The sequence below is a fragment of the Rhodovulum sp. ES.010 genome, from assembly GCF_900142935.1.
Taxonomy (GTDB): domain Bacteria; phylum Pseudomonadota; class Alphaproteobacteria; order Rhodobacterales; family Rhodobacteraceae; genus Rhodovulum.
Genome location: NZ_FSRS01000001.1, coordinates 2,338,374 through 2,365,036, shown reverse-complemented (window position 1 = coordinate 2,365,036; position 26,663 = coordinate 2,338,374). Strand labels below are relative to the sequence as shown.

29 protein-coding genes are annotated in these 26,663 nt (G+C 70.1%); 17 read left to right on the top strand and 12 right to left on the bottom strand.

Going from position 1 to position 26,663, the window contains the following annotated elements; translation table 11 throughout:
* Nucleotides 1-16 precede the first annotated feature (16 nt).
* From BUR28_RS11570 to BUR28_RS11555, 4 genes are all read left to right on the top strand, one after another.
* The gene (locus BUR28_RS11570; RefSeq protein ID WP_074220264.1) at nt 17-1,732 is read left to right on the top strand and encodes an acyl-CoA dehydrogenase; all 1,716 of its coding nucleotides are present in this window, start codon (nt 17-19) and stop codon (nt 1,730-1,732) included.
* Entirely contained in the window at nt 1,732-2,781 is a 1,050-nt protein-coding gene (locus tag BUR28_RS11565) for an MBL fold metallo-hydrolase (RefSeq protein WP_074221620.1), read from the top strand. The genes BUR28_RS11570 and BUR28_RS11565 overlap by 1 nt, the downstream gene beginning before the upstream one ends.
* Nucleotides 2,771-3,220: a DUF6173 family protein gene (locus BUR28_RS11560; protein ID WP_074220263.1), complete on the top strand. Its 450-nt coding sequence runs from the start codon at nt 2,771-2,773 to the stop codon at nt 3,218-3,220. The genes BUR28_RS11565 and BUR28_RS11560 overlap by 11 nt, the downstream gene beginning before the upstream one ends.
* Nucleotides 3,221-3,416: 196 nt before the next feature.
* Nucleotides 3,417-4,034, top strand: a complete 618-nt coding sequence (locus tag BUR28_RS11555) for a hypothetical protein (RefSeq protein ID WP_371441593.1) — start codon at nt 3,417-3,419, stop codon at nt 4,032-4,034.
* 11 nt (nt 4,035-4,045) lie between these two features.
* Here the strand turns inward: BUR28_RS11555 and BUR28_RS11550 are convergent, their stop codons facing one another.
* Both BUR28_RS11550 and BUR28_RS11545 read right to left on the bottom strand, forming a co-directional pair.
* Nucleotides 4,046-4,375 carry an AzlD domain-containing protein gene (locus BUR28_RS11550; protein WP_074220262.1) on the bottom strand — a complete coding sequence of 110 codons (330 nt, stop codon included), beginning with the start codon at nt 4,373-4,375 and terminating at the stop codon, nt 4,046-4,048.
* On the bottom strand, nt 4,372-5,079 hold the full coding sequence (locus BUR28_RS11545; protein ID WP_074220261.1) for an AzlC family ABC transporter permease: 708 nt from the start codon (nt 5,077-5,079) through the stop codon (nt 4,372-4,374). The genes BUR28_RS11550 and BUR28_RS11545 overlap by 4 nt, the downstream gene beginning before the upstream one ends.
* A gap of 79 nt (nt 5,080-5,158) precedes the next feature.
* On the opposite strand from BUR28_RS11545, the gene mobA reads away from it, so the two are divergent.
* Nucleotides 5,159-5,764, top strand: a complete 606-nt coding sequence (gene mobA, locus BUR28_RS11540) for a molybdenum cofactor guanylyltransferase MobA (protein WP_074220260.1) — start codon at nt 5,159-5,161, stop codon at nt 5,762-5,764.
* Nucleotides 5,765-5,808: 44 nt separating this feature from the next.
* Here the strand turns inward: mobA and BUR28_RS11535 are convergent, their stop codons facing one another.
* The 3 genes from BUR28_RS11535 to greA form a co-directional block, all read right to left on the bottom strand.
* Entirely contained in the window at nt 5,809-6,114 is a 306-nt protein-coding gene (locus BUR28_RS11535) for a hypothetical protein (RefSeq protein ID WP_074220259.1), read from the bottom strand.
* A gap of 121 nt (nt 6,115-6,235) precedes the next feature.
* Nucleotides 6,236-7,261 (bottom strand): hypothetical protein, encoded by a 1,026-nt coding sequence (locus BUR28_RS11530; protein WP_074220258.1) that lies wholly within the window; start codon nt 7,259-7,261, stop codon nt 6,236-6,238.
* An 18-nt stretch (nt 7,262-7,279) separates the two neighbouring features.
* A complete protein-coding gene (gene greA / locus BUR28_RS11525; protein ID WP_074220257.1) occupies nt 7,280-7,750 on the bottom strand; it encodes a transcription elongation factor GreA in 471 nt (156 codons plus the stop codon).
* A gap of 279 nt (nt 7,751-8,029) precedes the next feature.
* Between greA and BUR28_RS11520 the strand changes: the two genes are divergently transcribed.
* From BUR28_RS11520 to BUR28_RS11510, 3 genes are all read left to right on the top strand, one after another.
* Nucleotides 8,030-9,679, top strand: coding sequence for an electron transfer flavoprotein-ubiquinone oxidoreductase (locus BUR28_RS11520; RefSeq protein WP_074220256.1), 1,650 nt, complete (start codon nt 8,030-8,032; stop codon nt 9,677-9,679).
* Between the two features lie 162 nt (nt 9,680-9,841).
* Complete coding sequence (locus tag BUR28_RS11515) at nt 9,842-11,494, top strand: tetratricopeptide repeat protein (protein ID WP_083626798.1); 1,653 nt, start codon at nt 9,842-9,844, stop codon at nt 11,492-11,494.
* On the top strand, nt 11,484-12,344 hold the full coding sequence (locus BUR28_RS11510) for a 4-(cytidine 5'-diphospho)-2-C-methyl-D-erythritol kinase (protein WP_074220255.1): 861 nt from the start codon (nt 11,484-11,486) through the stop codon (nt 12,342-12,344). The genes BUR28_RS11515 and BUR28_RS11510 overlap by 11 nt, the downstream gene beginning before the upstream one ends.
* On the opposite strand, the gene BUR28_RS11505 is transcribed toward BUR28_RS11510, so the two are convergent.
* A complete protein-coding gene (locus tag BUR28_RS11505) occupies nt 12,337-13,341 on the bottom strand; it encodes a polyprenyl synthetase family protein (RefSeq protein WP_074220254.1) in 1,005 nt (334 codons plus the stop codon). The two genes, BUR28_RS11510 and BUR28_RS11505, sit on opposite strands and share 8 nt — an antisense overlap.
* Before the next feature lie 55 nt (nt 13,342-13,396).
* Between BUR28_RS11505 and BUR28_RS11500 the strand changes: the two genes are divergently transcribed.
* The 3 genes from BUR28_RS11500 (at nt 13,397) to BUR28_RS11490 (ending at nt 14,651) form a co-directional block, all read left to right on the top strand.
* Nucleotides 13,397-13,618, top strand: a complete 222-nt coding sequence (locus BUR28_RS11500) for a putative signal transducing protein (protein ID WP_074220253.1) — start codon at nt 13,397-13,399, stop codon at nt 13,616-13,618.
* Nucleotides 13,619-13,620: 2 nt separating this feature from the next.
* On the top strand, nt 13,621-14,379 hold the full coding sequence (locus BUR28_RS11495; protein ID WP_254813735.1) for a tRNA1(Val) (adenine(37)-N6)-methyltransferase: 759 nt from the start codon (nt 13,621-13,623) through the stop codon (nt 14,377-14,379).
* A 104-nt stretch (nt 14,380-14,483) separates the two neighbouring features.
* Nucleotides 14,484-14,651 carry a YdcH family protein gene (locus BUR28_RS11490; protein WP_074220251.1) on the top strand — a complete coding sequence of 56 codons (168 nt, stop codon included), beginning with the start codon at nt 14,484-14,486 and terminating at the stop codon, nt 14,649-14,651.
* Here the strand turns inward: BUR28_RS11490 and BUR28_RS11485 are convergent.
* The 4 genes from BUR28_RS11485 to BUR28_RS11470 form a co-directional block, all read right to left on the bottom strand.
* Complete coding sequence (locus BUR28_RS11485) at nt 14,642-15,514, bottom strand: aromatic amino acid exporter YddG (RefSeq protein ID WP_074221617.1); 873 nt, start codon at nt 15,512-15,514, stop codon at nt 14,642-14,644. The genes BUR28_RS11490 and BUR28_RS11485 overlap by 10 nt on opposite strands.
* 144 nt (nt 15,515-15,658) lie before the next feature.
* Entirely contained in the window at nt 15,659-16,381 is a 723-nt protein-coding gene (phbB, locus tag BUR28_RS11480) for an acetoacetyl-CoA reductase (RefSeq protein WP_074220250.1), read from the bottom strand.
* A 98-nt stretch (nt 16,382-16,479) separates the two neighbouring features.
* Nucleotides 16,480-17,655, bottom strand: coding sequence for an acetyl-CoA C-acetyltransferase (locus BUR28_RS11475; protein WP_074220249.1), 1,176 nt, complete (start codon nt 17,653-17,655; stop codon nt 16,480-16,482).
* A 152-nt stretch (nt 17,656-17,807) separates the two neighbouring features.
* Nucleotides 17,808-18,647, bottom strand: coding sequence for an EAL domain-containing protein (locus BUR28_RS11470; protein ID WP_074220248.1), 840 nt, complete (start codon nt 18,645-18,647; stop codon nt 17,808-17,810).
* A 131-nt stretch (nt 18,648-18,778) separates the two neighbouring features.
* On the opposite strand from BUR28_RS11470, the gene BUR28_RS11465 reads away from it, so the two are divergent.
* Nucleotides 18,779-19,351, top strand: coding sequence for a DNA-3-methyladenine glycosylase I (locus BUR28_RS11465; RefSeq protein ID WP_074220247.1), 573 nt, complete (start codon nt 18,779-18,781; stop codon nt 19,349-19,351).
* On the opposite strand, the gene BUR28_RS11460 is transcribed toward BUR28_RS11465, so the two are convergent.
* Both BUR28_RS11460 and BUR28_RS11455 read right to left on the bottom strand, forming a co-directional pair.
* Nucleotides 19,345-19,878 carry a CIA30 family protein gene (locus BUR28_RS11460; protein WP_074220246.1) on the bottom strand — a complete coding sequence of 178 codons (534 nt, stop codon included), beginning with the start codon at nt 19,876-19,878 and terminating at the stop codon, nt 19,345-19,347. The genes BUR28_RS11465 and BUR28_RS11460 overlap by 7 nt on opposite strands.
* Nucleotides 19,875-20,432 (bottom strand): TlpA family protein disulfide reductase, encoded by a 558-nt coding sequence (locus BUR28_RS11455; RefSeq protein WP_074220245.1) that lies wholly within the window; start codon nt 20,430-20,432, stop codon nt 19,875-19,877. The genes BUR28_RS11460 and BUR28_RS11455 overlap by 4 nt, the downstream gene beginning before the upstream one ends.
* A 24-nt stretch (nt 20,433-20,456) precedes the next feature.
* On the opposite strand from BUR28_RS11455, the gene argH reads away from it, so the two are divergent.
* From argH to BUR28_RS11430, 5 genes are all read left to right on the top strand, one after another.
* Nucleotides 20,457-21,848 carry an argininosuccinate lyase gene (argH, locus tag BUR28_RS11450; RefSeq protein WP_074220244.1) on the top strand — a complete coding sequence of 464 codons (1,392 nt, stop codon included), beginning with the start codon at nt 20,457-20,459 and terminating at the stop codon, nt 21,846-21,848.
* Complete coding sequence (locus tag BUR28_RS11445) at nt 21,845-22,126, top strand: hypothetical protein (protein ID WP_139307562.1); 282 nt, start codon at nt 21,845-21,847, stop codon at nt 22,124-22,126. The genes argH and BUR28_RS11445 overlap by 4 nt, the downstream gene beginning before the upstream one ends.
* A gap of 138 nt (nt 22,127-22,264) precedes the next feature.
* The gene (locus BUR28_RS11440; protein ID WP_074220242.1) at nt 22,265-22,591 is read left to right on the top strand and encodes a DUF2834 domain-containing protein; all 327 of its coding nucleotides are present in this window, start codon (nt 22,265-22,267) and stop codon (nt 22,589-22,591) included.
* Between the two features lie 15 nt (nt 22,592-22,606).
* Entirely contained in the window at nt 22,607-23,872 is a 1,266-nt protein-coding gene (gene lysA / locus BUR28_RS11435) for a diaminopimelate decarboxylase (RefSeq protein ID WP_074220241.1), read from the top strand.
* A gap of 35 nt (nt 23,873-23,907) precedes the next feature.
* Nucleotides 23,908-26,508 (top strand): TIGR02302 family protein, encoded by a 2,601-nt coding sequence (locus tag BUR28_RS11430; RefSeq protein ID WP_074220240.1) that lies wholly within the window; start codon nt 23,908-23,910, stop codon nt 26,506-26,508.
* Nucleotides 26,509-26,663: the final 155 nt, after the last annotated feature.

The window sequence follows — 26,663 nt, the reverse complement described above, 5'->3', positions numbered from 1 at the left end:
CGCGAGGGAGGAAGCCATGCCGTACCGAGCCCCGGTGGAGGAGGTCCGCTTCATCTGCGAGCATGTCGTCGGGCTGGGCCAGGTGACGGCAACGCCGCGCTTTGCCGAGGCGACGCCCGATGTCGCCGCGGCGATCCTGTCGGAGGCCGGCAAGCTCTGCGACGAGGTGCTCGCGCCGCTGCAACGGGCCGGCGACCTGCACCCGGCGCGGCTGGAAAACGGTGTGGTGCGCACCAGCCCCGGTTTCGCCGAGGGCCAGCGCGCGCTGGCCGAGGGCGGCTGGGTCGGGCTTGCCGCCTCCCCGGACCATGGCGGCATGGGGCTGCCCCAGACCCTGGCCGCGGCGGTCAACGACATGATGAGCGGGGCCTGCCTCGCGCTGCAGACCAACCCGCTCCTGACCCAGGGCCAGATCGAGGCGCTGACCCATCACGCGAGCGACGCGATCAAGGCGCTGTATCTGCCCAAGCTGATTGCGGGCGCGTGGTCGGGGACGATGAACCTGACCGAACCGCAGGCCGGCAGCGATGTCGGCGCGCTGCGCACCGTCGCGCGCCCGAACGGCGACGGCACCTACGCGATCACCGGGCAGAAGATCTATATCACCTGGGCCGACGCCGATTTCATGGAGAACGTGGTGCACCTGGTGCTGGCGCGGCTGCCCGATGCCCCGCCGGGGTCGCGCGGGATCAGCCTGTTCCTGTTGCCGCGCAACATTCCCGGCGCGGACGGGGCGCCGGGTGTCGCCAACCGGCTCCGCGTGGTCAGCCTGGAACACAAGATGGGCCTGCATGGCAGCCCGACCGCGGTAATGCAGTATGACGGCGCGACCGGCTGGCTGGTGGGCGAGGAGAACAAGGGGCTGGCCGCGATGTTCACCATGATGAACAACGCGCGCCTGGCGGTCGGGACGCAAGGGATCGGCGTGGCCGAGGCCGCCTACCAGCAGGCGCTGGCCTACGCGACGGAGCGTCGGCAGGGGGCGACGCCGGTGGGCGACGGCTCCGGGGCCATCGTCGACCATGCCGACGTGCGGCGGATGCTGGCCACGATGAAGGCCGAGATTTTCGCCGCGCGCGCCATCGCGCTCTCCTGCGCCGTCGCGATCGACATGTCCACCGCGACCGGTGAGGCGGACTGGGCCGCGCGCGCGGCCTTTCTCACGCCGATCGCCAAGGCGTTCGGCACCGATATCGGGGTCGAGGTGGCCTCGGAGGGCATCCAGGTCCATGGCGGCATGGGCTATGTCGAGGAAACGGGCGCCGCGCAATTCCTGCGGGACGTGCGCGTGGCAACGATCTACGAGGGCACCAACGGCATCCAGGCGATGGACCTCGTCGGCCGCAAGCTCGCCGATGGCGGCGAGGCGGCCTGGCGCCTGCTGGAAGAAATCGAGCAGGCGGCCGAGGCGGTGCGGCGCGTCCTGCCCGAGCTTGCCGGGGAGGTCTGGGCCGCCGCCGAGAGCTTGCGCGAGGCGACGGAGTGGATGCTGAGCCAGGACCTCGAAGACCGCTTTGCCGGGGCGGTGCCGTTCCTCAGGGCGTGGGCGCGCCTTCTCGGCGGTCATCTGCATCTCGCCGCGGCGATGGCCGCCGGCGGGGCGGGGCCGCGCACGGCGCTCGCGCGGATCTATATCGCGCGCCGCCTGCCCGAGCATGCCGCGCTTCTGGCGCAGGCGCGGGCGGGGGCGGCGGATCTCTACGCGCTTTCGCCGGACGATCTGGCGGCATGATGGACGGCGCCGTCTCTCCCATCCGCTACCCGCTGCCCGAGCCGCCCGCGCCGGACGGCGCGGTCGAGATCGCCGAGGGCGTGCTCTGGCTGCGCCTGCCGCTGCCGATGGCGCTCGACCACGTCAACGTCTTCGCGCTGGACGACGGCGACGGGTGGAGCGTCGTCGACACCGGCATCGCCTCGCGCAAGAGCCGGGCGCTGTGGGAAGCGCTGCTGGCCGGCCCGCTCGCGGGCAAGCCCGTGACCCGCGTGATCCTGACCCACCACCACCCCGACCACGTGGGGCTGGCCGGCTGGTTCCAGGAGGCCGGGGCCGACCTCTGGACCTCGCGGGTGGCCTGGCTCTTCGCCCGCATGCTGCAGATGGACGAGCAGGAGCGCCCCGCGCCCGAGACGCTCGCCCATTGGCGGGGCGCGGGAATGGACCCGGCGCTTTACGAGGAACGCGCGAACCAGCGGCCCTTCAACTTCGCCGACACGGTGGCGCCGATGCCGCTGGGCTTCCGCAATCTCGGCGAGGGCGACGTTATCCGCGCCGGCGGGCGCGACTGGGACGTGCGCCTGGGCGACGGGCACGCGCCCGACCATGTCACGCTCTGGAGCCGCGACGACCACCTGGTGATCGGCGGCGACCAGCTCCTGCCGTCGATCTCGCCCAATCTCGGGGTCTACGCGACCGAGCCGCTGAACGATTCCGTCGCCGGCTGGCTGGAAAGCTGCACCCGTTTCGCGCGCCACGCCCGCGAGGATCACCTCGTCCTGCCGGGCCACAAGCTGCCCTTTACCGGCCTGCCGATGCGGTTGCGGCAACTGGCCGAAAACCACCATGGCGCGCTTGCCCGGCTGATCGAGCATCTTGCCGAGCCGCGCACCGCCTGCGACTGTTTCCTGCCGCTCTTCAAGCGCGAGATCGGGCCGGGGGAATATGTGCTCGCGCTGGTGGAGGCCGTGGGGCATCTCAATCACCTCTACCTCACCGGGCGGGCGCGCCGCTGGCAGCGCGACGACGGGGCGTGGCTGTTCCAGGCGGTGCGCCATGCCGGATGACGACACGCCGAAGGCCCGCGCGGTCCATGCCGACCCCGATGCGCCCGAGACGGCCGAACAGCGGCCCCTGCCGGAGACCGTGGCGCGCAAGCCGGTCAAGCGGAAGAGCCCGGCCGAATGGGCCTATCAGCGGCTGATCCTCTACCTGCAGAACTTCGAGGAGCAGCTCGACAACGAGCACGAGGTGGCGATCGGGCTGACCGGGGGCGAGCCCGGGGTGATCCGGATCGAGGGGATCGGCTATTTCGACCCCGATATCATCACCTTCTACGGCACGGACGGGACCGGCGCGCGCACCCAGCTCGTCCAGCATGTCAGCCAACTCAACGTCATGTTGCGGGCGATGCCGCGCAGCACGGCCGAGGCGGCGCCCCGCCGCATCGGCTTCCGCCTGGCCCGCGAGCTTGAGGACGAGGACGCAGGGCCGGACGGGGCGTGACAGCCCCGCGCGGATCGACTAGCGTGCACGCCCAACGGGTCCGACACGGGAAAATCGCCCCATGACAAGCCACTGCCGCGCCGGCAGCGGGGTCCTGACCGACGCTTTCGCTTGCGCCGGCGGCGCTCTTTTTCGCCGTCGGGCCCGCGCGTTCAGGCAGATGCGCGCGCAACCCTCCGGCGCCCCGACGGATCGCGTGACCGCCATCCGCCGTTTGCTGCTCGGCCTCCTGCTGCCCGCGCTCCTGGCCGGCTGCGCCCAGCCCGTCTGGGCGCCCGACGAGGCCGTCGCGCGCGCCGCCTATCGCCATCCGGGGCCGCCCAGCGTCACGCTGATCACGGTCGTCTCGAACCGGTCCAACTCGGGGGCGCATTCCGCGCTGATGATCAACGCCAGCGAGCGCGTGCTGTTCGACCCGGCGGGCAGCTGGTGGCACCGCGCCGCGCCGGAACGCAACGACCTGCATCACGGCATCACGCCCCAGATCCTCGACCTCTACCTCGACTACCACGCGCGCGAAACCTACCGCGTGGTCCTGCAGACGGTGGAGGTCAGCCCCGGCGTGGCCGAGCAGGCCCTGCGCATCGCCCGGGAGTACGGCGCCGTGTCCAAGGCGCTTTGCGGCCGCTCGACCAGCGATATCCTCAACCGCCTTCCGGGCTTCGAGACGATCCCGCGCACCGTGCGGCCGAGGCCGATCATGGCGGCCTTCGGCGCCTTGCCCGGCGTTCGGACCGAGACGGTGCGCGACGACGACGCAGACGAGAATCGCGACCTCCTGCGCGCCCAGCAGACCGCCGGCGCGAACGGCTGACGCCGCGGGCGTCAGCCCAGCAGGAACAGCATGCCGTAAAGCGTCACCCCGCCCGCCCCGATCGCGGCCAGCACGTTCTTGGTGGCGTAGCCCACGCCCAGCGTGGCCAGCGCCGCCAGCATGCGCGCGGGGTCGGGCTCGCCGCCGGTCGCCTCGGGCCAGACGACAAGCGGCGTCACCAGGGCGGGGAGCACTGCGACGGGCGTGTAGCGCAGGTGGCGCAGCAGCCAGGCGGGCAGGCGGCGGTCGCCGATCAGCCCTATGAACGAGAACCGGATCAGGAAGGTCCCGATCCCGAGCAGGAGGATGACCAGCCATATCACCAGCGGCGACTGGGTCATGCGCGCCGCCCCAGCCACAGTTCGACCTGCGCGCCGGCCGCCATCGCCGCGACCCCGGCGACCAGCACGCCCAGGCTGTAGGGCAGCCCGGCCAGCAGCAGCGCCACCAGCACCGAGACGACCGCCGCGGCCACATGGGCGAGCGTGCGGAGCGCGGGGGCGACCATCGCGAGGAAGGTGATCGGCACCGCGAAGTCGAGCGCGTAGCCCGGCGGGATCGCCTCGCCGATCAGCGCGCCGGCCAGGGTCGCGGCATACCACAGCGGGCAGATCGGCGTGACCGCGCCGAAATAGTAGGCGACCCGGTCGGACAGGGTCATCTCGGGGCGCGCCTCGAACCGCGCCTGGCCGAGCGCGTAGGTCTGATCGACCAGGAAATAGGCGGCGAGCGCGCGTATCCAGAGCGGCGCGGCGCCCAGATGCGGCGTCAGCGCGGCGGAATACATCGCCATGCGCAGGTTCACCGCCAGTGCCGTGACGATCACCAGGAGCGTCGGCGCCTCGTCCGCCATCAGTTGCACCGCGGTGAACTGCGAGGCGCCGGCGATCACGACGACCGAAAAGCCCATCACCTCGGCCAGGTTCAGGCCGGCCTCGGTGCCCACCACGCCGAACAGCAGGGCGAAGGGCCCCACGACCACCATGAACGGCGCGCCGTGGCGCACGCCGGTCCAATACTGCGATTTGGCGGTGGAGGCGGACATGCGCGGGCTCTACCTTGGGGGTGCCCGGCGGGGGTACGCCGTCGGGACGCACGATGCAACGGGTAAGGTCGGAGGCGCCATGCGGATCGCCGGGGTGATCCTGGCCGGTGGAGAGGGGCGGCGGATGGGCGGCGCGGACAAGGCGCTGATCCGGCTTGGCGGCGCCCCCCTGCTCGCCCGTGTGGCGGCGCGGTTCGGCCCGCAGGTGGACGCGCTCGCCCTCAGTGCAAACGGGCCGCCCCGGGCCTATGCGGCGGCGGGGATGCCGGTGCTTGCCGATACGCGCCCCGGCGGGCAGGGGCCGCTTGCGGGCGTTCTCGCCGGGCTCGACTGGGCGGCGGACGCGGGGGCCGATCTGCTTGCCACGGTGGCGGTCGACACGCCGTTTCTGCCGCAAGATCTGGTGGCGCGGCTGGCCGAGGCGCGCGCGCGGGCCGACGCCGCGGTGGCGTTCGCGGAATCCGGCGGGCGGCGCCATCCCACGGCGGCGCTCTGGCGGGTGGACCTGCGCAGCCCGCTCCGCACGGCGCTGGCCGCCGGCACGCGCAGGATGGAGGCTTTCGTCGGGGCGCGGGGGGCGGTGCCGGTGACGTTTGCCATCGGCGCGGTGGACCCGTTCTTCAACGTGAACACTCCCGACGACCTGGCAAGCGCCGAACGGTATCTGGCCGAAAATGCGCGGTGAGGCCCCTGGCCCGGTGCCGGCCCGCGCTCAGTGGCGCGGCGGCGTCAGGACGGCTCGTGCCCGAACGCGCGGGCGGAGACTTCCTGCAGACCGTGCACCAGGAACACGCCCATGATCCCGTGATAGAGGATCAGGCCGCCCAGAACGTGGAGCATGTTGATCCATCCCCAGGCGAAGGCCGCCGCCGCGGTGACGAGCAGCGCACCGGCCGCCGAGATCGCCAGCGCCAGCAAAAGCGCGCGGCCGTTCGGCCCCATCCGCTTGGCAAGGATCGCGCTGCGCTCCATCGCGGCGGCGCCGAGCAGCAGCATGAGCGACAGGACGAGGTATAGCGCAAGGACCTGGAACAACTCTTGCCTCCTTCGCGATTGCGTCGGCGATACGGGCCGCCGACCGGAGATGTCCTTACCCCGTGCGCCACCGATCCGCAATGAGGCGGAGCGTCCCGCGCCCCGCGCGGCCGCGGCGGGCCTAGCCGAACATCCCCGTCACCCGCCCCAGGAGCATGAACGCGCGGGAGGTGCGGGTCTCGGCGAGATCGCTGATCTCCTGGTCGCTGGCGGTCTGTTCGAACTCGACCATCAGGCGGTCGAACTGGCGCAGGAAATGGTGGGCGACATCGCGGAAGATCGGGTCCTGCTTCATGCGCGCCGCCGTCAGCGCAAGGCAGGATCGGTCGCGCACGCCGCCCAGCGCCGCCACCGCGGGGCCCCGTTCGCCCTGCGCGAAACGGCGCCAAAGCTCGGGGCGGGCCCGGTCGGGCTTGAGGTCGTCCATGTAGATGCCGTCTTGGCTCAGCAGGGTCAGCACGTCCTGGGCCGAGCGCACCAGCTTGGCGGCCATCCGGTCCTCCAGCGCCCGGCGCAGCGCCCGGAACCCTTCGCGGTCGCCGGTCGTCTCGGGAAAATTGAGCGCGCGCAGCAGCTCGTGGGTCTCCAGCGGCGGCCGCAACGCCTCGGCCGGGGCCCCGAGCGCGAGCGAGGCCTGCGCCTCCGGCTCTGCGCCCGCGCGGGGGGCGGCGGGGGGCGGCGCGGCCGGCTCGGGCTCTCTGGCGCGGGTCGAGGCGAAGGTGGCCAGCGCGCTCTCGGTCTGGCGCTGGGCGCGGGCGAGTTCTTCCAGCTTTTTCTCGAGCGCCGGGCGGACGTCGACGCCCGCGTTCTGCTGTTGCTGGATGTGGCTCTGCCGCAACGCGTCGATGGCGGCTTCCAGCCGGGCGGCCTCCTGGCGCATGATGCGGGCGCTCTTTGTCGCCGCCGCGCCCACCCAGATCAGCGCGACCGGCGTGACGACCGCCAGCAGCACCAGGATGTGACCGAGCGGGGCGGCGCCCGGCGCGCCCGCGTCGCGCCCCACGAAGGCGAAGACCGCGCCGGCGATGCAAAGCCACGCGACGCTCAGCGCCAGCGCGACGATGTCCGAGGCCGTGACCCCGCCTTCGCGGCCGAGCGGCACGAAGAAGCCCAGATCGAACGGCTTGTCCTTGCGCTCCCCGGACATGTTTCCCCGCTCCCGGCGTCAGACGTAGCGGATCTGCAGCACCTCGTAGCTGCGTTCGCCGCCGGGCGTGCGCACCTCGACGCTGTCGCCCTCCTCCTTGCCGATCAGCGCGCGCGCCAGCGGCGACTTGATGTTCAGCAGCCCGTTCTCGATATCGGCCTCGGCCTCGCCGACGATCTGGTAGGTCCGCTCCTCGTCGGTGTCCTCGTCCACCAGCGTGACCGTGGCGCCGAACTTGATCGGCCCCGACAGCCTGGCCGGGTCGATCACGTCGGCCCGCGACAGCAGTCCCTCGAGTTCCTTGATCCGTCCCTCGATGAAGCTCTGCTTCTCGCGCGCGGCATGGTATTCGGCGTTCTCCGACAGGTCGCCATGCTCGCGGGCCTCGGCGATCGCCCGGATGACCGCCGGCCGCTCGACGCTCTTGAGCGCTTTCAGTTCTTCATCGAGCGCGGCATGGCCCGCGCGGGTCATCGGTATCTTTTCCATAGCACTCTTCAGGACGATTTGTTCCGGGGGCGGGCTTCGATCCGGCCCGCCTCCGCTCGGCTTCGCCCCACACCTGAACCGAGCTTGCGGCGGATTGCAAGGGGTCAGGTCGGGCGCCGGGCGTGCTTCCGCCGCCCCCAGGAAGACGCCGGACCGCGCCATGCCGCGTAGCAGCGAGATGATGTTGCGTCGCAATTGAATTGGACGGCGCGCTGCGCTAACGGTTTGCGGGATGTATTAACCGCGGCGGCGCGGATGCCCGTCGAGAGGGGAAGTCTGATGGCCGAGATCGAACGGGAATCCATGGAATACGACGTCGTGATCGTGGGGGCGGGGCCGTCGGGCCTGTCGGCCGCGATCCGGCTCAAGGAACTCGACGCCGATCTCGATGTCGTCGTGCTGGAAAAGGGCTCCGAGGTGGGGGCGCATATCCTGTCGGGCGCGGTGCTCGACCCGGTCGGCCTCGACGCGCTGTTCCCCGACTGGAAGGACCGCGGCGCGCCGGTGACCGTGCCGGTCAAGGAGGACAATTTCATCTTCCTGGGCGAGGCGGGCAAGATGCGCTTCCCCAACTGGCTGATGCCGCCGCTGATGAACAACCACGGCAACTACATCGTCTCGATGGGCAATGTCTGCCGCTGGCTGGCCGAACAGGCCGAGGCGTTGGGGGTGGAGATCTTCCCCGGCATGGCGTGCTCGGAAATCGTCTGGGGTGACGATGGCCGGGTGAAGGGCGTGGTCGCCGGCGAGTTCGGCCGCAACCCCGACGGCACGCCGGGGCCGAACTACGAACCGGGCATGGAACTGCACGGCAAGTACGTCTTCCTCGGCGAAGGCGTGCGCGGCTCGCTGTCGAAGCAGGTGATCGGCAAGTTCGGTCTCTCCGAGGGGCGCGATCCCCAGAAATTCGGCATCGGCATGAAGGAAGTCTGGGAGATCGACCCTGCCAAGCACCGTGAGGGGACCGTCACACATACCATGGGCTGGCCGCTCAACGGCAATGCCGGGGGCGGCTCGTTCATCTACCACGCCGAGAACAACCAGCTCTTCATCGGCTTCGTGGTGCACCTGAACTACGAGAACCCGTATCTCTACCCCTACATGGAGTTCCAGCGGTTCAAGCATCACCCGATCGTCGCGGACCTTCTGAAGGGCGGCAAGCGCATCGCCTACGGCGCGCGGGCGATTTCCGAGGGCGGCTACCAGTCGATCCCGCAGGCGGCCTTCCCCGGCGGCGTGCTGCTGGGCTGTTCGGCGGGGCTCGTGAACGTGCCCCGGATCAAGGGCAACCACAACGCGATGATGTCGGGGATCGAGGCGGCCAAGGCCGCGGTCGCGGCGATCAAGGCGGGCCGCTCGGGCGATACGCTCGAAGACTACGACACCGCGCTGCATGCGGGCCCCATCGCCAAGGACCTCAAGCGGGTGAAGAACGTCAAGCCGCTCTGGTCGCATTACGGCAACTTCCTGGCCACCGCGCTGGGCGGGTTCGACATGTGGGTGGCCAACCTCACCGGCCGGAACCCGCTGGGCACGCTCCACCACCAGAAGACCGACGCGGCCCATACCGGCAAGGCCGGGGATTTCGAGAAGATCGACTATCCCAAGCCCGACGGGGTGCTCAGCTTCGACCGGCTGACCAACGTGGCGTCCTCGTTCACCAACCACGAGGAAAGCCAGCCCTGCCACCTGCAGCTCAAGGACCCGTCGATCCCGATCGACGTCAACCTGCCGGAATACGCCGAACCGGCCACGCGCTACTGCCCGGCGGGCGTCTACGAGGTGGTCGAGAAGGACGGCAAGCCGGAATTCGTCATCAACTTCCAGAACTGCGTGCACTGCAAGACCTGCGACATCAAGGATCCCAGCCAGAACATCAACTGGGTGACGCCGCAGGGCGGCGACGGGCCGAATTATCCGAACATGTAACTTCCGCGCGACGGCAACGCCCTTTCCCCGCGGGGCCGGGGCGTGCGCATTGCCTTGCGGCGCCGCGGGCTCTACCTTGTCGCGCATGCCGACCGGAGTTCCATCTTGACGTCTGACCGCCCGCGCCTTGCCATCGCCGCCGCTGCGGGGCTTTCCGTTCTGATGCTGGCGATGCCCGCGAAGGCGCAGCAGGGGCTTTCCGGGGCCTATCTCGCCGCCCGCCACGCCAGCATGTACGGCGACTACCGCGCCGCGGCGCAGTATTACGGCGAGGCGCTGGTGCGCGACCCGTCGAACCCGCGGCTTCTGGAAAACGCCCTGACGGCCTATGTCGGCCTCGGCCAGGTGGACAAGGCCGTGCCGGTGGCCCGCCGGCTCGAATCCGGCGCCAATACCAGCCAGATGGCGAACCTCGTGATCGTGGTCGAGCAGGCCCGGCGCGGCGACTGGGCGCAGTTCCTGGCCGACCTGGAGGCGGGCCGGAAGACCGCGCCGCTGGTGGATGCCCTGCTGGCGGCGTGGGCGCATTTCGGCGAAGGCCAGATGTCCGAGGCGCTCGCGGCGTTCGACGCGGCGGCCGAGACGACGGGGCTCAAGGCGTTCGGGCTTTATCACAAGGCGCTTGCGCTGGCCGCGGCCGGCGATTTCGAGGGCGCCGACCGGATCCTGTCGGGCGAGGCCGAGGGGCCGTTGCGGGCCACCCGCCGGGGCATCATCGCGCACGCCCAGGTGCTCAGCCAACTCGAGCGCAACGGGGCCGCGATCGAGCTGATCGATGCAACCTTCGGGATCGAACTCGACCCCGGCATCGCGGGGCTCCGCGCGCGGCTCGCCGCCGGTGAAACGCTGGCCTTCGACATCGTCCGGGATGCTACGGACGGCGCGTCCGAGGTGCTCTACACTGTGGCCGGCGCGCTCAACGGGGATGCGGTCGACAGCTATACCCTGATGTATGCGCGGCTGGCCGAATACCTGGCGCCGTCGAATGCCGACGCGATCCTGCTGGCCGCCACGCTGCTCGAAGCCCAGGAACGCTACGAGCTCGCGATCGAGACCTACGCGCACGTGCCCTCCGACGACCCGGCCTTCTACGCCGCCGAACTCGGCCGTGCCGAGGCGATGCGCCGGGCGGGCGATGTCGAGGGGGCGATCTCGGTGCTGCGCGGCCTGACCGAGGATTTCCCGGACGTGCCCATCGTGCATGTCACCCTGGGCGACACGCTGCGCGGCGAGGAACGTTACGACGCGGCGCTGGAGGCCTATGACGCCGCCATCGCGCTGTTCGAGGACCCCGCCCAGCCCCAGTGGATCGTCTATTACGCCCGGGGCATCGCGCATGAACGGCTCGACATGTGGCCCGAGGCCGAGGCCGATTTCCGCGAGGCGCTGGAACTCCAGCCGGACCAGCCGCAGGTGCTGAACTATCTGGGCTATTCCTTCGTCGAGATGCAGACCAATCTCGACGAGGCGCTCGGGATGATCGAGCGCGCGGTAGAGGCGCGCCCCGGCGACGGCTACATCACCGACAGCCTCGGCTGGGTGCTCTACCGGCTGGGCCGTTACGGCGAGGCCGTGCCGCACATGGAGCGCGCCGCCGAACTGATGCCGATCGACCCCATCGTCAACGACCATCTCGGCGACGTCTACTGGGCGGTCGGGCGCAAGACCGAGGCCCGGTTCCAGTGGCGCCGGGCGCTGTCCTTCGACCCCGAGGAAGAGGAGGCCGAGCGCATCCGCCGCAAGCTGGAGGTCGGCCTCGACCGGGTCCTGGAAGAAGAGGGGGCGCCGCCCCTCAGTGCCGCCAATGACGGTTGAGGCCTTCGCGCCCGCCAAGATCAACCTGACCCTGCATGTCACCGGGCAGCGGGCCGACGGCTATCACCTGCTCGACAGCCTGGTGATCTTCGCCGATGCGGGGGACCGGCTGCGCTTTGCCCCCGCCGAGTCCCTGACGCTCCGGGTGACCGGCCCGCGCGCCGAGGGCGTGCCCACCGACGGGCGCAACCTCGTGCTGCGGGCGGCCGAGCTGTTCGGGGGCCGCGAGGGCGCGGCGATCACGCTCGAGAAGTACCTGCCCGCCGCGGCCGGCATCGGCGGCGGATCGTCCGACGCGGCGGCGGCATTGCGCGGGCTGGCCGCGCTCTGGGGCCGTCCTTTGCCGTCCGACGTCGCGGTGCTTGGCCTCGGCGCCGACGTGCCGGTCTGTCTCGACCCGCGGCCGGTGCGGATGCGCGGCGTGGGCGAAGAGATCGTCGCGGGGCCGAAGCTGCCCGAGCGGATGGGCCTCCTGCTGGTCAATCCGGGCGTCGAGGTCTCGACGCCGGCGGTGTTCCAGGCCCTGGCGCGCAAGGACAACCCGCCGATGCCGCACCCGCCCGGCTGGTCCAGCGCCGCGGTCATGGCGCACTGGTTGCGCGAACAGCGCAACGACCTGGAGCCGCCGGCCCGCCGGCAGGCCCCCGTGATCCGCGAGGTTCTGGACGTGATCGCCGCGACCGAGGGCTGCCACCTGGCCCGCATGTCCGGCTCGGGCGCGACCTGTTTCGGACTCTACGACACCCGCGACCAGGCCGAGGACGCGGCCCGTCTGATCGGGACCGGCGCGCCGGGGTGGTGGGTCGCCGCCGCGAGCCCCTACAGGGCAGAGACGCGCGCGCTCAGCTGATCCGCGCCACCACGTAATCGGCCAGATCGCTCAGCATGTCGCGGATCTCGTGGTCCGGCAGGTGGGTCAGGGCCTCCTTGGCCCGCGCCGACCAGGCCAGCGCGTCATCCCGCGTCGCCGCGATCGCGCCGTGCCCGGCCATCAGCGACAGCGCGTGCTCCAGGTCGCCCTCGCGCTGGTCGCCCTTCTCGATGGTCCGCTTCCAGAAGGCGCGCTCCTCGTCGTCGTCGGCGGCGGCCACGGTCTTGATGATCGGCAGCGTCAGCTTGCGCTCGCGGAAATCGTCGCCGATGTTCTTGCCGGTCGTCTTGGCGTCGCCCGCCACATCCAGCAGGTCGTCGACGATCTGGAAGCTCACCCCCAGCGCGTCGCCATAGGTATGCAGCGCGCGTTGCTGTTCCTCGGGCATCCCCGCGATCACGCCGCCCACCTCGGTCGCGGCGGCGAACAGCGCGGCGGTCTTGCCGCGCACCACCTTCAGATAGATCTCCTCGGTCGTCTTCAGGTCGCGCGCCGCGGTCAGTTGCAGCACCTCGCCCTCGGCGATCACCGCGGCGGCGTTCGAGAGGATGTCCAGCACCTGCAGATTGCCCGGCGCCACCATCAACTGGAACGACCGCGCGAACAGGTAGTCGCCCACCAGAACGCTGGACTTGTTGTCCCACAGAAGGTTCGCGGTGGGCCGTCCGCGCCGCTGGCCGCTTTCGTCCACCACGTCGTCGTGCAAGAGCGTGGCGGTATGGATGAACTCCACCGTCGCCGCGAGGTAGACGTGATAGGGGCCGTCATAGCCGCACATCCGCGCCGCCGCGATGGTCAGCATCGGCCGCAGCCGCTTGCCGCCCGCGCCCACGATATGGGCGGCGACCTCGTCGATCCGGGGGGCGTATTCCGACCGCATCCGCTCGCGGATCAACCGGTCGACCTCTGCCATCTCTCCCGAAAGCAGCGCACCCAGACGCTCATGCGGTTTGCTGATTGCGTCGTCCAAGCCCATCACGGCCTCGTCAGGTTTCTCGACAAAGGGGAGTTTCTGCCCTTAAGTCGCTGGCATGAAAGAACTGATACGCACCAATGACCCGACGCTCATAGCGTATGTCTCGGCGCTGCTCCAGGGGGAGGAGATAGACTGCTTTCATATGGATGTCCACATGAGCGTGCTGGAAGGATCAATAGGCGTATTGCCGCGCCGGATCATGGTGGCGGACCGGGACCTGTTCCTGGCCCGCGCGGTTCTGCGCGACAACGGGATCGAGGTCAGCGAAGGCGACTGAGCGTGGCAGACGGCCTGACGCATGACCTGTTTCTGGGGGGGCGGCTCGCGGTCTGGCAGCCCGAGAAAGGCTATCGGGCGGGCATCGACCCGGTGCTCCTGGCGGCCGCCGTTCCGGCGCGTCCCGGCCAGTCGGTGCTGGAACTGGGCTGCGGGGTGGGCGTGGCGAGCCTGTGCCTCGGCGCCCGCCTGCCGGGGCTGGACCTGGCGGGCGTCGAACTGCAAGAGGCCTACGCCGCGCTGGCCCGCCGCAATGCCGCCGAGACGGGGATCGCGTTCGAGGTGACGACCGCCGATCTCGCGACGCTGCCCGCACCGCTGAGGGCGCGCAGCTTCGACCACGTGATCGCCAACCCGCCCTATCACCGGCGCGAGCGGGGCAGTCGCGCGCCCGAGCCGGGCCGCGAGCGGGCGCTGGGCGAGGATACGCCGCTCGCGCTGTGGTTCGGCATCGCCGCGCGGCGGCTGGTGCCCGGCGGTCGCCTCACCGCCATCCAGCGAATCGAACGCCTGCCCGAACTGCTGTCGGCGGCCGAGTCCGCACGTTTAGGTAGTATCGAGGTTCTGCCGCTTGCACCGCGGCCGGGGCGTTCCCCCAAGCTCGCGCTGCTGCGCGCGCGCAAGGGCGGGCGAGGCGCCTTCCGGTTGCATAATGCCTTGATTTTGCACGCAGGAGAGCGCCACGAGCGCGATGGCGAAAGCTACGCCCCGGCGATCCTCGCGGTTCTGCGACAGGGCGCCGCACTGGCCTGGCCGGCCTGACCCGAACCCGTTAAGCGCGAATCCGCCGGTTTCAAGGGCGTGACAAGACGGCGTTTTCGTGGTGCACTTAACTCCCCTAACGGCACCAGGAGAGGAGCATTCCCATGAACCTGAGTTCGCATCTGCAGGAACTCCGCAGGAAACACCAGGCTCTCTCGGAACAGGTGGAAGAGGCGCAGCGAACGCCCGCGGCGGACGGCCTCCAAATCGCCGAACTCAAGAAACAGAAGCTCCGGATCAAGGAACAGATCGAACGGCTGTCTCACGGCTGAGCCAGCCGGGCGCTGGCCCGCGCGGCCAGCGCTGCCCCGCCGGTGATCAGGATCGCGGCGGCGAAAAGGGTCGGGGTCGGCGCAGCGATGCCCGCCCCGACAAGGACAAGCGTCGACAGCAGCGGCGCGGCGTAGCTCGCGACGCCGAGAAGCTGGATGTCGCCGCCCTTCACGCCGATGTCCCAGACATAGAACGCCAGCCCGACGGGCCCCAGACCGAGCGCCAGAACGCTGAGCCATCCGATCGGCCCGGTCGGCCAGGCCGTGTCCTCCAACGCCAGATGGAACGGCAGCGACAGCGCGGCGCTGGCCAGGCAGAACACCGCGACCGTGGCGGTCGGCGTGGCGCCCAGGCGACGCGACAGCACCGAATAGCTCGACCAGGTCAGCGCGCACAGGGCCGCGAACCCGTAGCCCGGCAGGGCCGCGCCGTCGAAGCCCGCGCCCCCCTTCGCCACGATCAGCGCCGCCCCGGCAAAGCTCGTCACCGCGCCCAGCACATGGCCCGCCCCCAGGCGTTCGCCGGGCAGAAGCCCCGAGAACAGCACGATCAGCAGCGGCCAGATATAGGCGATGAGCCCGGCCTCGGCCGGCGGTGCGAGGCGCAGCGCCGAGAAATAGAAGGCGTGATAGCCGAAGAGCCCCGCCGTGCCGAAGAGATAGACCCTCAGCGGCACGGCGCGAAGCGCCTGCGCCCCGCCCGTCCTCGCCACCCAGATGAGCCCGAGCGCCCCGCCGATGGCAAAGCATATCGCGTTCAGCTGAAACGGGGGCACCGGCGCGGACCCCACGGTAAAGAGCGCCAGCAGCGCCCAGAGCAGAACGGCGACGAAGCCGGTGGCGGTTGCGCGGTTACGGGACATGCGCCGAGCCATAACGCGGGACCGGCGGGCCGGCCAGACCGTTCCCCGCGTGCACCCGCGGGCCGACGAAAAAGGGGAGAGCGCCGCTCCCCCCCTTCTTCTGGCTTCAAATATCCCCGCCGGAGGCCGGCGGCGCACGGCGCCTCAGACGAAGAACTGCCCGCCGTTGGCCGAGATGGTCGAGCCGTTGATGAACTCCGACTCGTCCGAGGCGAGGAAGGTGACGCAGCGCGCGATCTCCTCGGGCTCGCCGAGGCGGCCGGCCGGGATCATCCCGATGATCGCCTCGCGCACCTTTTCCGGCACCGCCATCACCATTTCGGTCGCGATATAGCCCGGGCAGATCGCGTTCGCGGTGATCCCGAAACGCGCGCCCTCCTGCGCCAGCGACTTGACGATGCCCAGATCGCCCGCCTTGGTCGCGGCATAGTTGACCTGCGCGAACTGGCCCTTCTGCCCGTTGATCGACGAGATCACGATGACCCGGCCGAACTTGCGCTCGCGCATGCCGGGCCAGACCGGGTGAATGGTGTTGAACACGCCGGTCAGGTTGGTGTCGATCACCTCTTTCCACTGCTCCGGCGTCATCTTGTGGAACGGCGCGTCGCGGGTGATGCCCGCGTTGGCGACCACCACGTCGATGGGGCCCAGCTCGGCCTCGACCTTCTCGATTCCGGCCTTGGAGGCATCGTAGTCGGCGGCATTCCACTTGAAGGTGGGGATGCCGGTTTCGTCGGTGAACTTCTTCGCGGCTTCGTCATTGCCGCCATAGGTCGCGGCGACCGAATAGCCCGCGTCCTTCAGCGCCTTCGAGATCGCCGCGCCGATGCCACGGGTGCCGCCGGTGACGAGTGCAACTCTTGCCATGATTCCTCCAGAATGGGTGCCGGTGTGTCGGACATGGTGTTACGGAAAATGAAGAGGGCGCGCAACAATATTGCGCGCCCGTTCCGTCGTGCCCGGCGTCAGGGCCGTTCGACGCACATCGCGACGCCCATGCCGCCGCCGATGCACAGCGTCGCGAGCCCCTTCTTGGCGTCGCGGCGCTTCATCTCGAACAGGAGCGTGTTGAGCACGCGCGCGCCCGAGGCCCCGATCGGGTGGCCGATGGCGATGGCGCCGCCGTTCACGTTCACGATCTCGGGGTCCCAGCCCATGTCCTTGTTGACCGCGCAGGCCTGGGCGGCGAAGGCCTCGTTCGCCTCGACGAGGTCCAGGTCCTCGGGTTTCCAGCCGGCTTTCTCCAGGGCGCGGCGCGAGGCCGGGATCGGACCGGTGCCCATGATCGACGGGTCGAGCCCCGCGGTCGCGTAGGAGACGATGCGCGCCAGCGGTTCCAGCCCGCGCTTCTCGGCCTCTTCCGCGCTCATCGCCAGCACGCCGGCCGCGCCGTCATTGATGCCCGACGCGTTGCCCGCGGTGACCGAGCCGTCCTTGGCGAAGGCGGGGCGCAGCTTCTGCATGTTCTCGATGGTGGCGCCGTGGCGGATGTATTCGTCGTCCTCGACGATCGTCTCGCCCTTGCGATGGGTGATGGTCACCGGCACGATCTCGTCCTTGAACCTGCCCGCCTTCTGCGCGGCCTCGGCCTTGTTCTGGCTGGCCAGCGCGAACGCGTCCTGCTGCTCGCGGCTGATCTGCCACTTCTCGGCGACGTTCTCGGCGGTCTGGCCCATGTGATAGCCGTTGAAGGCGTCCCACAGCCCGTCCTTGATCATCGAGTCGATGAACTTCATGTCGCCCATCTTGTGGCCGGCGCGCAGGTTGGCGACATGCGGGCTCATCGTCATGTTCTCCTGCCCGCCCGCGGCCACGATCTGCGCGTCGCCCAGCTGGATGTGCTGCGCCGCCAGCGCCACCGCCCGCAGGCCCGAGCCGCAGACCTGGTTGATGCCCCAGGCGGCCGATTCGATGGGCAGGCCGGCATTGATATGCGCCTGGCGCGCCGGGTTCTGGCCCTGGCCGCCGGTCAGCACCTGGCCCAGAATGGTCTCGGACACCTCGGACGTGTCGATGCCGGCGCGCTCCACCAGCGCTTCGAGCATCACGCGGCCCAGGTCGTGGGCCGGCACGGTGGCGAAGGCGCCGTTGAAGCTGCCGACCGGCGTGCGCGCGGCCGAGACGATGACGACGTTGGTCATGGGTTCTGGTCCTTTCCCCCTCAGGTGGCGTATCGCGGCGGACTATAGGGGATGCGGACGCGGAAAGGCACCCCCTCATGGGGGGAAGGCAGGCGGCAAAGAGAACGTGTCGGCAATGGCTTGCCGCCCCGCCGCGGCGCCGTGGCGCGGTGTCAGGCGCGGCGCTTCTCGCGGCCCTCGCGCCAGGGCGGCACCAGCGAGGGCGCGCCGAAGGCGAAGCCCTGCATGCAGTCGATTCCCGAGGCCGCCAGCCAGGCGGCGTCGCGCGCGGTCTCGACGTTCTCGGCCACGGTGAACATGTCGAAATGCTGGGCGATGGCGATCAGCGCCGAGGCCAGCACCTGGTTGTCGGGATTGTCGGCGATGCCGCGGATGAACTGGCCGTCGATCTTGAGGATGTCGAAGTAGAACTCGCGCAGGTAGCGGAACGCGGTGTAGCCCGCGCCGAAATCGTCCAGCGCGAAGGCGATGCCGCGCGATTGCAGGTCGCGCATGAACACGGTGACGAGGTCGGGCATGACCATGGCCGAGCTTTCCGTGATCTCGAGGATCAGCCGCTCGGCGATGGTGTCGTCGCGCGCAAGGCCCTGGTCGAGGATCTTCTTCCAGCGCGGATAGCCGATGGAGCGGGCGGACATGTTGACCGCGAGCCGGAGATCGGGGGCCTCGGCGAGCGCGATCAGGCCCATTTCCAGCGAGAGGCAGTCCATCATCCGGCCGAGTTCGGTGGTTTCGATCGTGTCGATGAAGTCGCGCGCGGGAATCACCCGGCCGGACTCGTCGATCACCCGGATCAGCCCCTCGTAAAAGGCGGTCTGGCCGTGTTCGACGGCCTGCACGACGGGCTGAAACGCCAAGAGCACTTCGCGCCGCCTGATCGCGCTTTGCACCGTCTGCATGATGTCGCGGTCGCGCTGCGTGATGGCCGCGGAAAGCGGGCTGTCCTGGCCCGTTTCGACGGTGAGATTCGGTTCGATCTTGGCGCTCGGCATGCTGTCCCTCCGCTTCGGCCCGACCCTGATGGGCCTCCTGCGGTTAAAGCGGAATGAATGTTCGTATTTAGTTCCAATTCGTCATAACTTGGGGCTTCGGGGCCAATGGCCCGTGTTTCAAGGAGATTTCGATGGGAGAGCGGTGCGGCTGGTGCGGAACGGATCCGCTTTATGTCGCGTATCACGATACCGAATGGGGCATGCCCGAGCGCGACGGGAGGGCGTTGTTCGAGAAGCTGATTCTCGACGGATTCCAGGCGGGCCTGAGCTGGATCACGATTCTCAGAAAGCGCGCGGCGTTCCGCGCGGCCTTCGCGGGCTTCGAGCCGGAGGTGATCGCGGGCTGGGGCGAGGCCGAGGTCGCGCGGTTGCTGGCCGACCCCGGAATCGTGCGCCATCGCGGCAAGATCGAGGCCACCATCGGCAACGCCCGCGCCTGGCTCGAGATCGAATCGCGCGAGGGGTTTTCGGACCTCCTGTGGCGCTATGTCGACGGCCGCCCGGTGCAGAACCGCTTCGCCACGCTCGACGAGGTGCCCGCCGAGACGCCGCTTTCGCGCCGCGTGTCGAAGGACTTGCGCGGCCACGGCTTCCGGTTCTGCGGCCCGACCATCACCTATGCCTTCATGCAGGCGGTGGGGATGGTGAACGACCATCTCGTGACCTGCCCGCGCCATGCGCAGGTGGCGGAGCTCGGTCAGTAGAAGCCGACCCCGGCCACGGACACATCCGCAACATGGTCGCGGCCATAGGCGGCGATGCCGAGGCTTTCGACGGTGCCGGGGCGCAGGGTGGCACGCTGGAACCCGCCTTTCGGCGCGAAGGCCGAAAACGGGATGCGGACCTCGCGCCAGTCGGCCGAGGTCTCGAACGGCGCCTGGTAGAACTGCCAGGGCATCTTCAGGCCCCGCGTGCGCAGGTGCACGTAATAGCGCTCGCCGTTGCCGCGCACCTTCAGAACGAGTCCCTCGGCCCCCTCGGGCGGGTCGATATCGCGCCGCATCTGCAGGAACCCGCCGCGATTCTCGGTGCTGACATCGCCGGTGAGGCGCAGGAAGCCCGTCTCGCCCTCCTCGGCATAGGCGGCGCGGCCGTCGGACACGCCGCCCATCACCTGGTCGCTCAGGAAAGACCAGTCGCGCGCGGTCTTCTTGGTGATCGGTTCCATCGCTCCGGCCGCCATTGCGGGCAGCGCGAGCGCCAGCGCGAACGCCGCCGCCAGCCGCCTCATGTCCCGTCCAACAGCGCCGCCACGATCGCCTTGGCGCTGTCGCTGTCCCATTCCGCGTCGCCCTGCATGCGCGCGATCTCGCGCCCCTCGGGGTCGAGGATCACGGTTACCGGCAGGCCCATCACCGCCATCTGCCGGGCGAGCGCGGAGTCCTTGTCCTGCCATTTCGGAAGATGCCGGATTTCAAGCTCGGAAAACAGCCGGTCGATGCCCTGCGGCGAGTTGCGTCCGGTCGCCACGGTGACCACGGCGAAGCTGTCGCCGCCCAACTCGGCCTGCAGCCGGTCGAGCGCGGGGAGTTCGTGCCGGCAGGGCGCGCACCAGGTGGCCCAGAAATTCAGCACCACCCACTGGCCGCGATAGTCCGACAGGTCCCGTTCGGCGCCCGTCGCGTCGATCAGAACGGCCTCGGGCACGGGGCGCGCCGCGGCGTGGAAGTTCAGCTTCTTCATGCCGCCCTCGCGCAGCGCCTCCAGCGCCGCCGTGCCGGCAAGAGCGGCGTTTGCACCGAGCGCGAGGGCCGTGTAGAGCACGAGCGACCTGATCAACGACATGTATTCCTCCGAAGGGCCTTTCCCATGACCCAGGACCAATCCAACGCGATGTGGGGCGGGCGCTTCGCCGCCGGGCCGGACGCGATCATGGAGGCGATCAACGCCTCGATCTCGTTCGACCAGCGGCTCGCGGCCCAGGACATCGCCGGTTCGCGGGCCCATGCCGCGATGCTGGCGGCCACGGGCATCCTTAGCGATACGGATGCCGAGGCGATCCGGGAAGGGCTGCTCACGGTCTTGTCAGAAATCGAGTCGGGCAAGTTCGTGTTCTCCTCGGCGCTGGAGGACATCCACATGAATGTCGAGTCGCGGCTGAAGGAGACCATCGGGGAACCGGCCGGCCGCCTGCACACCGCGCGCTCGCGCAACGACCAGGTGGCGACCGATTTCCGGCTCTGGGTGCGCGACCAGATCGACGCCGCAATCGCCGGGCTGGAGGCGCTGATCCGCGCGCTGGTCGACCAGGCCGAGGTCGGCGCCGACTGGGTGATGCCGGGCTTCACCCATCTGCAGACGGCGCAGCCGGTGACCTGGGGCCACCACATGATGGCCTATGTCGAGATGTTCGGCCGCGACATGGGCCGGTTTGCCGACGCGCGCGCCCGGATGAACGAATGCCCGCTCGGCGCCGCGGCGCTGGCCGGCACCTCCTTCCCGATCGACCGCGAGATGACGGCCGCGGCGCTGGGCTTCGACCGGCCCTGCGCGAATTCGCTGGACGCGGTCAGCGACCGCGATTTCGCGCTGGACTTCCTCTCGGCCGCCTCGATCTGCGCGATGCACCTGTCGCGCTTCGCCGAAGAGCTGGTGATCTGGTCCTCGGCGCAGTTCCGCTTCGTTGCGCTCAGCGACCGCTTCTCCACCGGCTCCTCGATCATGCCGCAGAAGAAGAACCCCGACGCGGCGGAGCTGATCCGCGCCAAGATCGGGCGCATCTTCGGGGCGAACGTGGCGCTGATGACCGTGATGAAGGGCCTGCCCTTGGCCTATTCCAAGGACATGCAGGAGGACAAGGAACAGGTCTTCGACGCGGCCGACAACCTGATGCTGGCGCTCGCCGCGATGGAGGGCATGGTCAGGGACATGGCCGCGAACCGCCCCGCGCTGGAGGCCGCCGCCGCCAGCGGGTTTTCCACCGCCACCGACCTCGCCGACTGGCTGGTGCGCGACCTCGGCCTGCCCTTCCGCGAGGCGCACCACGTCACCGGGCGGCTGGTCGCGATGGCCGAGGCCAAGGGCTGCGACCTGCCGGACCTGACGCTGGCCGACTTGCAATTGGTGCATGACGGCATCTGCGAAGACGTGTTCGACGTGTTGGGGGTGCACAACTCGGTCGCCAGCCGTGTAAGCTATGGCGGTACCGCGCCCGCCCAGGTGCGGGCGCAGATCGCGCGCTGGAAGGAACGGCTCGGATGAGAGGACTGGCGGCCATGGTGCTGACGGGGCTCGCCGCCTGCGGCGCGCCCTCGGGGCAGGTCGCCGTCACCCCGGACGGCCAGGCCGCGGGCCGGGTCAGTTCGGGCAACGTCACCGTCGCGGGCGGGCCGTCCGGCCCGGCCGCCGCGGTTCGGGTGATCGACACCGCCAGCACCGATGTCACCGTGGGCACGGGCGGCGCCACCGCCTCGGTCGCGCCGCGCGGCCTGCCGGTGCGCGTGGGGCTGGGCAGGGGAGGGATTCGCCTTGGCTTCTAGACTTCTGCGCGCGTCGCTGCTGGCCGCCCTGCTCGCCGGGTGCGGCGCCGACGGCCCGCCCGAACGCCCCGCCGGGCCGTCACCCGCAATCACCGTCACCGGCACGGCCGAGTTTGGCGTGACAGGAGGAAACCGCTGATGTCGCCGATGAGACTGATCTTTCTGGCGCTCGCGATCTGGGGCGCCATTCACCCGATGTATTATTTCCTGAGCTGGTATTTCGCCAACGGCCAGGATTTCGCGGGCATGATCGACGCGTGGTATGTCAACGACAGCACCACCGGGCTGGTCTGGGACCTGACGATCACCGCCATCGCGCTGGTGGTCTGGATCGTCGCCGACAGCATCAAGCGCCGCGACTGGCTGGGGCCGGTCGCGATCCTCGCCATCGGGATCGGGGTGTCCTGCGCGCTGCCGCTCTACCTTTTCCTCCGCTCGCGGCCCGCAAAGGCCGGGACCGCCTGACGCCGGAGCCCCCGAATGGATCATTTCCTCTACCGCGACGGCGTCCTCCACGCCGAGGACGTTCCCCTGCCCGAGATCGCGGCCCGGGTCGGCACGCCGTTCTACTGCTATTCGGCGGCCACCCTGACCCGGCATTACCGCCTGTTCGACGAGGCGCTGGCGGGCACCGATCACCTGGTCTGCTACGCGATGAAGGCCAATTCCAACCTCGCCGTGGTCAAGCTGATGGGCGATCTCGGCGCGGGGGTCGACGTGGTCTCGGGCGGCGAATACCGCAAGGCGCGCGCCGCCGGCATCCCGGGCGAGCGGATCGTGTTTTCCGGCGTCGGCAAGACGCGCGAAGAGATGCGCCTCGCGCTCGAAGGCGGCATCCGCCAGTTCAACGTCGAGTCCGAACCCGAGATGGCCGCGCTGAACGAGGTGGCGCTGTCGATGGGCGCCGTCGCGCCGATCACCGTGCGGGTGAACCCCGATGTCGACGCCCAGACGCACGAGAAGATCGCCACCGGCAAGGCCGAGAACAAGTTCGGCATCCCCATCGCGCGGGCGCGCGAGGTCTATGCCCATGCCGCGACGCTCAAGGGGCTCAAGGTCGTCGGCATCGACGTCCATATCGGCAGCCAGCTGACCTCGCTCGAACCCTTCGAGATGGCCTACGGCAAGGTCGCCGAGCTGACGCAGGCGCTGCGCGCCGACGGGCACGAGATCACCCGGCTCGACCTCGGCGGGGGCCTGGGCATCCCCTACGAACGGTCGAACGCCGCGCCGCCGCTGCCGCTGGAATACGGCGCGATGGTCCGCCGCGTCGTGGGCGACCTCGGCTGCGAGATCGAGATCGAGCCGGGCCGCCTGATCGCGGGCAATGCCGGCATCCTGGTGGCGCGGGTGATCTACCTGAAGGAAGGCGAGGGCCGGAACTTCCTGATCCTCGACGCCGCGATGAACGACCTCGTGCGCCCGGCGATGTATGCCGCCCATCACGATATCGTGCCCGTGGTCGAGCCCGAGGCGGGCGTCGAGCGGACCCCGTTCGACATCGTCGGCCCGGTCTGCGAAAGCGGCGACACCTTCGCGAAAAGCCGGATGCTGCCGCCCCTGGCGGAGGGCGAGCTGGTCGCGTTCCGCTCGGCCGGGGCCTATGGCGCCGTGATGGCCTCGGAATACAACATGCGCCCGCTGGTGCCCGAAGTGCTCGTTCACGGGGATCACGTCGCCGTCATTCGCCCGCGCCCGTCCTTTGACGAGATGATAAACCGCGATACCATTCCCGAGTGGCTCTGACCGGCACTGCCGCCGGTCTGCCACGGGATGGGAGCATGACCGACCGGACGCCGAGCCCCGAAACCGCCCTCCGCAAATTGCGCTGGCCGCTGCGTCTGACGCGGGCCGGCATGGTGGCCGAACGGCTGGCCCGTGCCTTCTGGCCGCTGGCGAGCCTTCTGCTGATCGTCTGCGCGCTGCTGGCCTTCGGCGTGCACGAGATGGTGCCGCGCGGCTGGGTGCTGGCCGGGCTCGGGCTGTCGGCGGTCGCGGCGCTCACGGTCCTGGTGCTGGGCGTGCGCGGCTTTCACTGGCCGAGCCGGGCCGAGGCGCTCGCCCGGCTGGACCGGACGCTGCCCGGCCGGCCGATCGCGGCGCTGTCCGACAGCCAGGCGATCGGCGCCGGCGACAGCGCCTCCGAGGCGGTCTGGCGCGCCCATGTGACCCGCATGGCCGACCGCGCCCGCGCGGCCAGGGCCGTCTCGCCCGACCTGCGGATGTCTGCGCGCGATCCCTACGCACTGCGTTACGTGGCGCTCACCGCCTTCACCGTCGCGCTGATCTTCGGCTCGCTCTGGCGTGTCGCCAGCGTGGGCGAGGTCGCGGGCCAGGGCGGGGCCGCGCTCGCCTCCGGCCCGGCCTGGGAAGGCTGGGTGGAGCCGCCCGCCTACACCGCCAAGCCCAGCCTCTACCTCAACGACATCGAGCAGGCGACGCTGACCGTGCCCCATGGCAGCCGCCTGACCCTGCGGCTCTATGGCGAGGTCGGGGCGCTCGACGTGCGTGAAACGGTGTCGGGCCGCCCGGTCGCCGAGACCGGCCCCGAGGGCGCCGACGCCATGGCGCAAAGCTTCGACGTGGTGCGCCCCGGCGAGCTTGCCATCGAGGGGCCGGGCGGGCGCAGCTGGCAGATCGTGCTGACCCCCGACACGCCCCCCGAGATCGCGCTGGACGGCGAGGTGCAGGTCGAGGCGAACGGCGAGATGCGCCAGCCCTTCGCGGCGCGGGACGATTACGGCGTCGTCGCCGGGCGCGCGGAGATAACGCTCGACCTCGACGCCGTCGAACGCCGCTACGGCCTGGTGCCCGCGCCCGACCCGCGCGCGCCGCTGGTGCTGGACCTGCCGATGACGATCACCGGCGACCGCAGCGATTTCGGCGAGGTGCTGGTCGAAAACCTGTCCAGGCACCCCTGGTCGGGCCTTCCGGTCGAGATCGTGTTGAGCGCCGAGGACGCGATGGGGCAGGAGGGGCAGAGCGCCCCCGAGGCGATGACCCTGCCCGGCCGGCGCTTCTTCGACCCGCTGGCCCGCGCCGTGATCGAGCAGCGCCGCGACCTGCTGTGGACGCGCGACAACGGCCCGCGCGTGGCCCGGCTCTTGCGCGCGGTCAGCCACCGGCCCGACGAGGTGTTCCGCGACGAGGGCGCCTATCTGCAACTGCGCGTGGCGATCCGCCGGCTGGAGTCCGGGGTCGGTGCCGGGCTGACCGAAGAGGCGCAGGCCGAGATCGCAGAGGCGCTGTGGAACATCGCCGTGCTGATCGAGGAGGGCGACCTGTCGGATGCCGCCGAACGCCTGCGCCGGGCGCAGGAGCGGCTGGCCGAGGCGATGAAGAACGGCGCCACCAACGAGGAGATCGCCGAGCTCATGGAGGAGTTGCGCGAGGCGATGCAGGACTACATGCGCCAGCTCGCCCAGCAACAGCAGCAGGACGGCCAGCAGCAGGCCGAGAACCAGCAGAACATGCAGGAGATCACCGGCGACCAGTTGCAGCAGATGCTCGACCGGCTCCAGCAACTCATGGAAGAGGGCCGCATGGCCGAGGCGCAGCAACTGCTCGAGATGCTGCGCCAGATGATGGAGAACATGCAGGTCACCCAGGGTCAGGGCGGCCAGCAAAGCCCCGGCCAGCAGGCGATGGAAGGTCTGGCCGAGACCCTGCGCGATCAGCAGGGCCTCAGCGACGAGGCGTTCCGCAACCTTCAGGACCAGTTCAACCCCGGCCAGCAGGGCCAACAAGGTCAGCAGGGTCAGCAAGGGCAACAGGGGCAACAAGGCCAGCAGGGCCAGGGTCAGCAAGGTCAGGGCCAGCAATTCGGCCAGGGGCAGGGCCAAGGCCAGGGGCAACAGCCCGGCACCCAGGGCCAGGAGGGTGATCTGGGCCAGAGCCTCGCCGACCGGCAACGCGCCCTCCGCCGCGAGTTGGAGCGTCAGCAGCAGGGCCTGCCCGGTCTCGGCAATTCGCCCGAGGGCGAGGCGGCGCGCGAATCCCTCGACCGCGCCGGCCGGGCCATGGACGACGCAGAGGACGCGCTCAGGGGCGACGACCTCGCCGGGGCGCTCGACAGCCAGGCCGAGGCGATGGAGGCGCTCCGCGAGGGGATGCGCAATCTCGGCGAGGCGATCGCGCAGAACCAGCAGCCGGGTCAGCAGGGCGAGGGCATGGGCCAGGCCCAGGCCGGCGACCGCCGCGACCCGCTGGGCCGCGAACAGGGCGCGATGGGCCGGGTCGGCTCCGACGAGCAGATGCTGCAGGGCGAGGACGTCTACGGCCGCGCGCGCGAGCTTCTCGACGAGATCCGCCGCCGCTCGGGCGAACAGGAACGCCCCGATCTCGAACTGGAATATCTCCGACGCCTGCTCGACCGGTTCTGAGCGCCGCGCGCGGAGGGGCGCGGAACGGCGGTCGTCCTGGTCGCGTGGAAAACCCGCCCGGGCCCCGGGGCGGCGCGCGCCGTCAAAGGGCGGAGACCGGGCGCGGGGACTGGTCCTGCCGTCTTATCTCTGCCCAGATCGTTACCCGGATAATC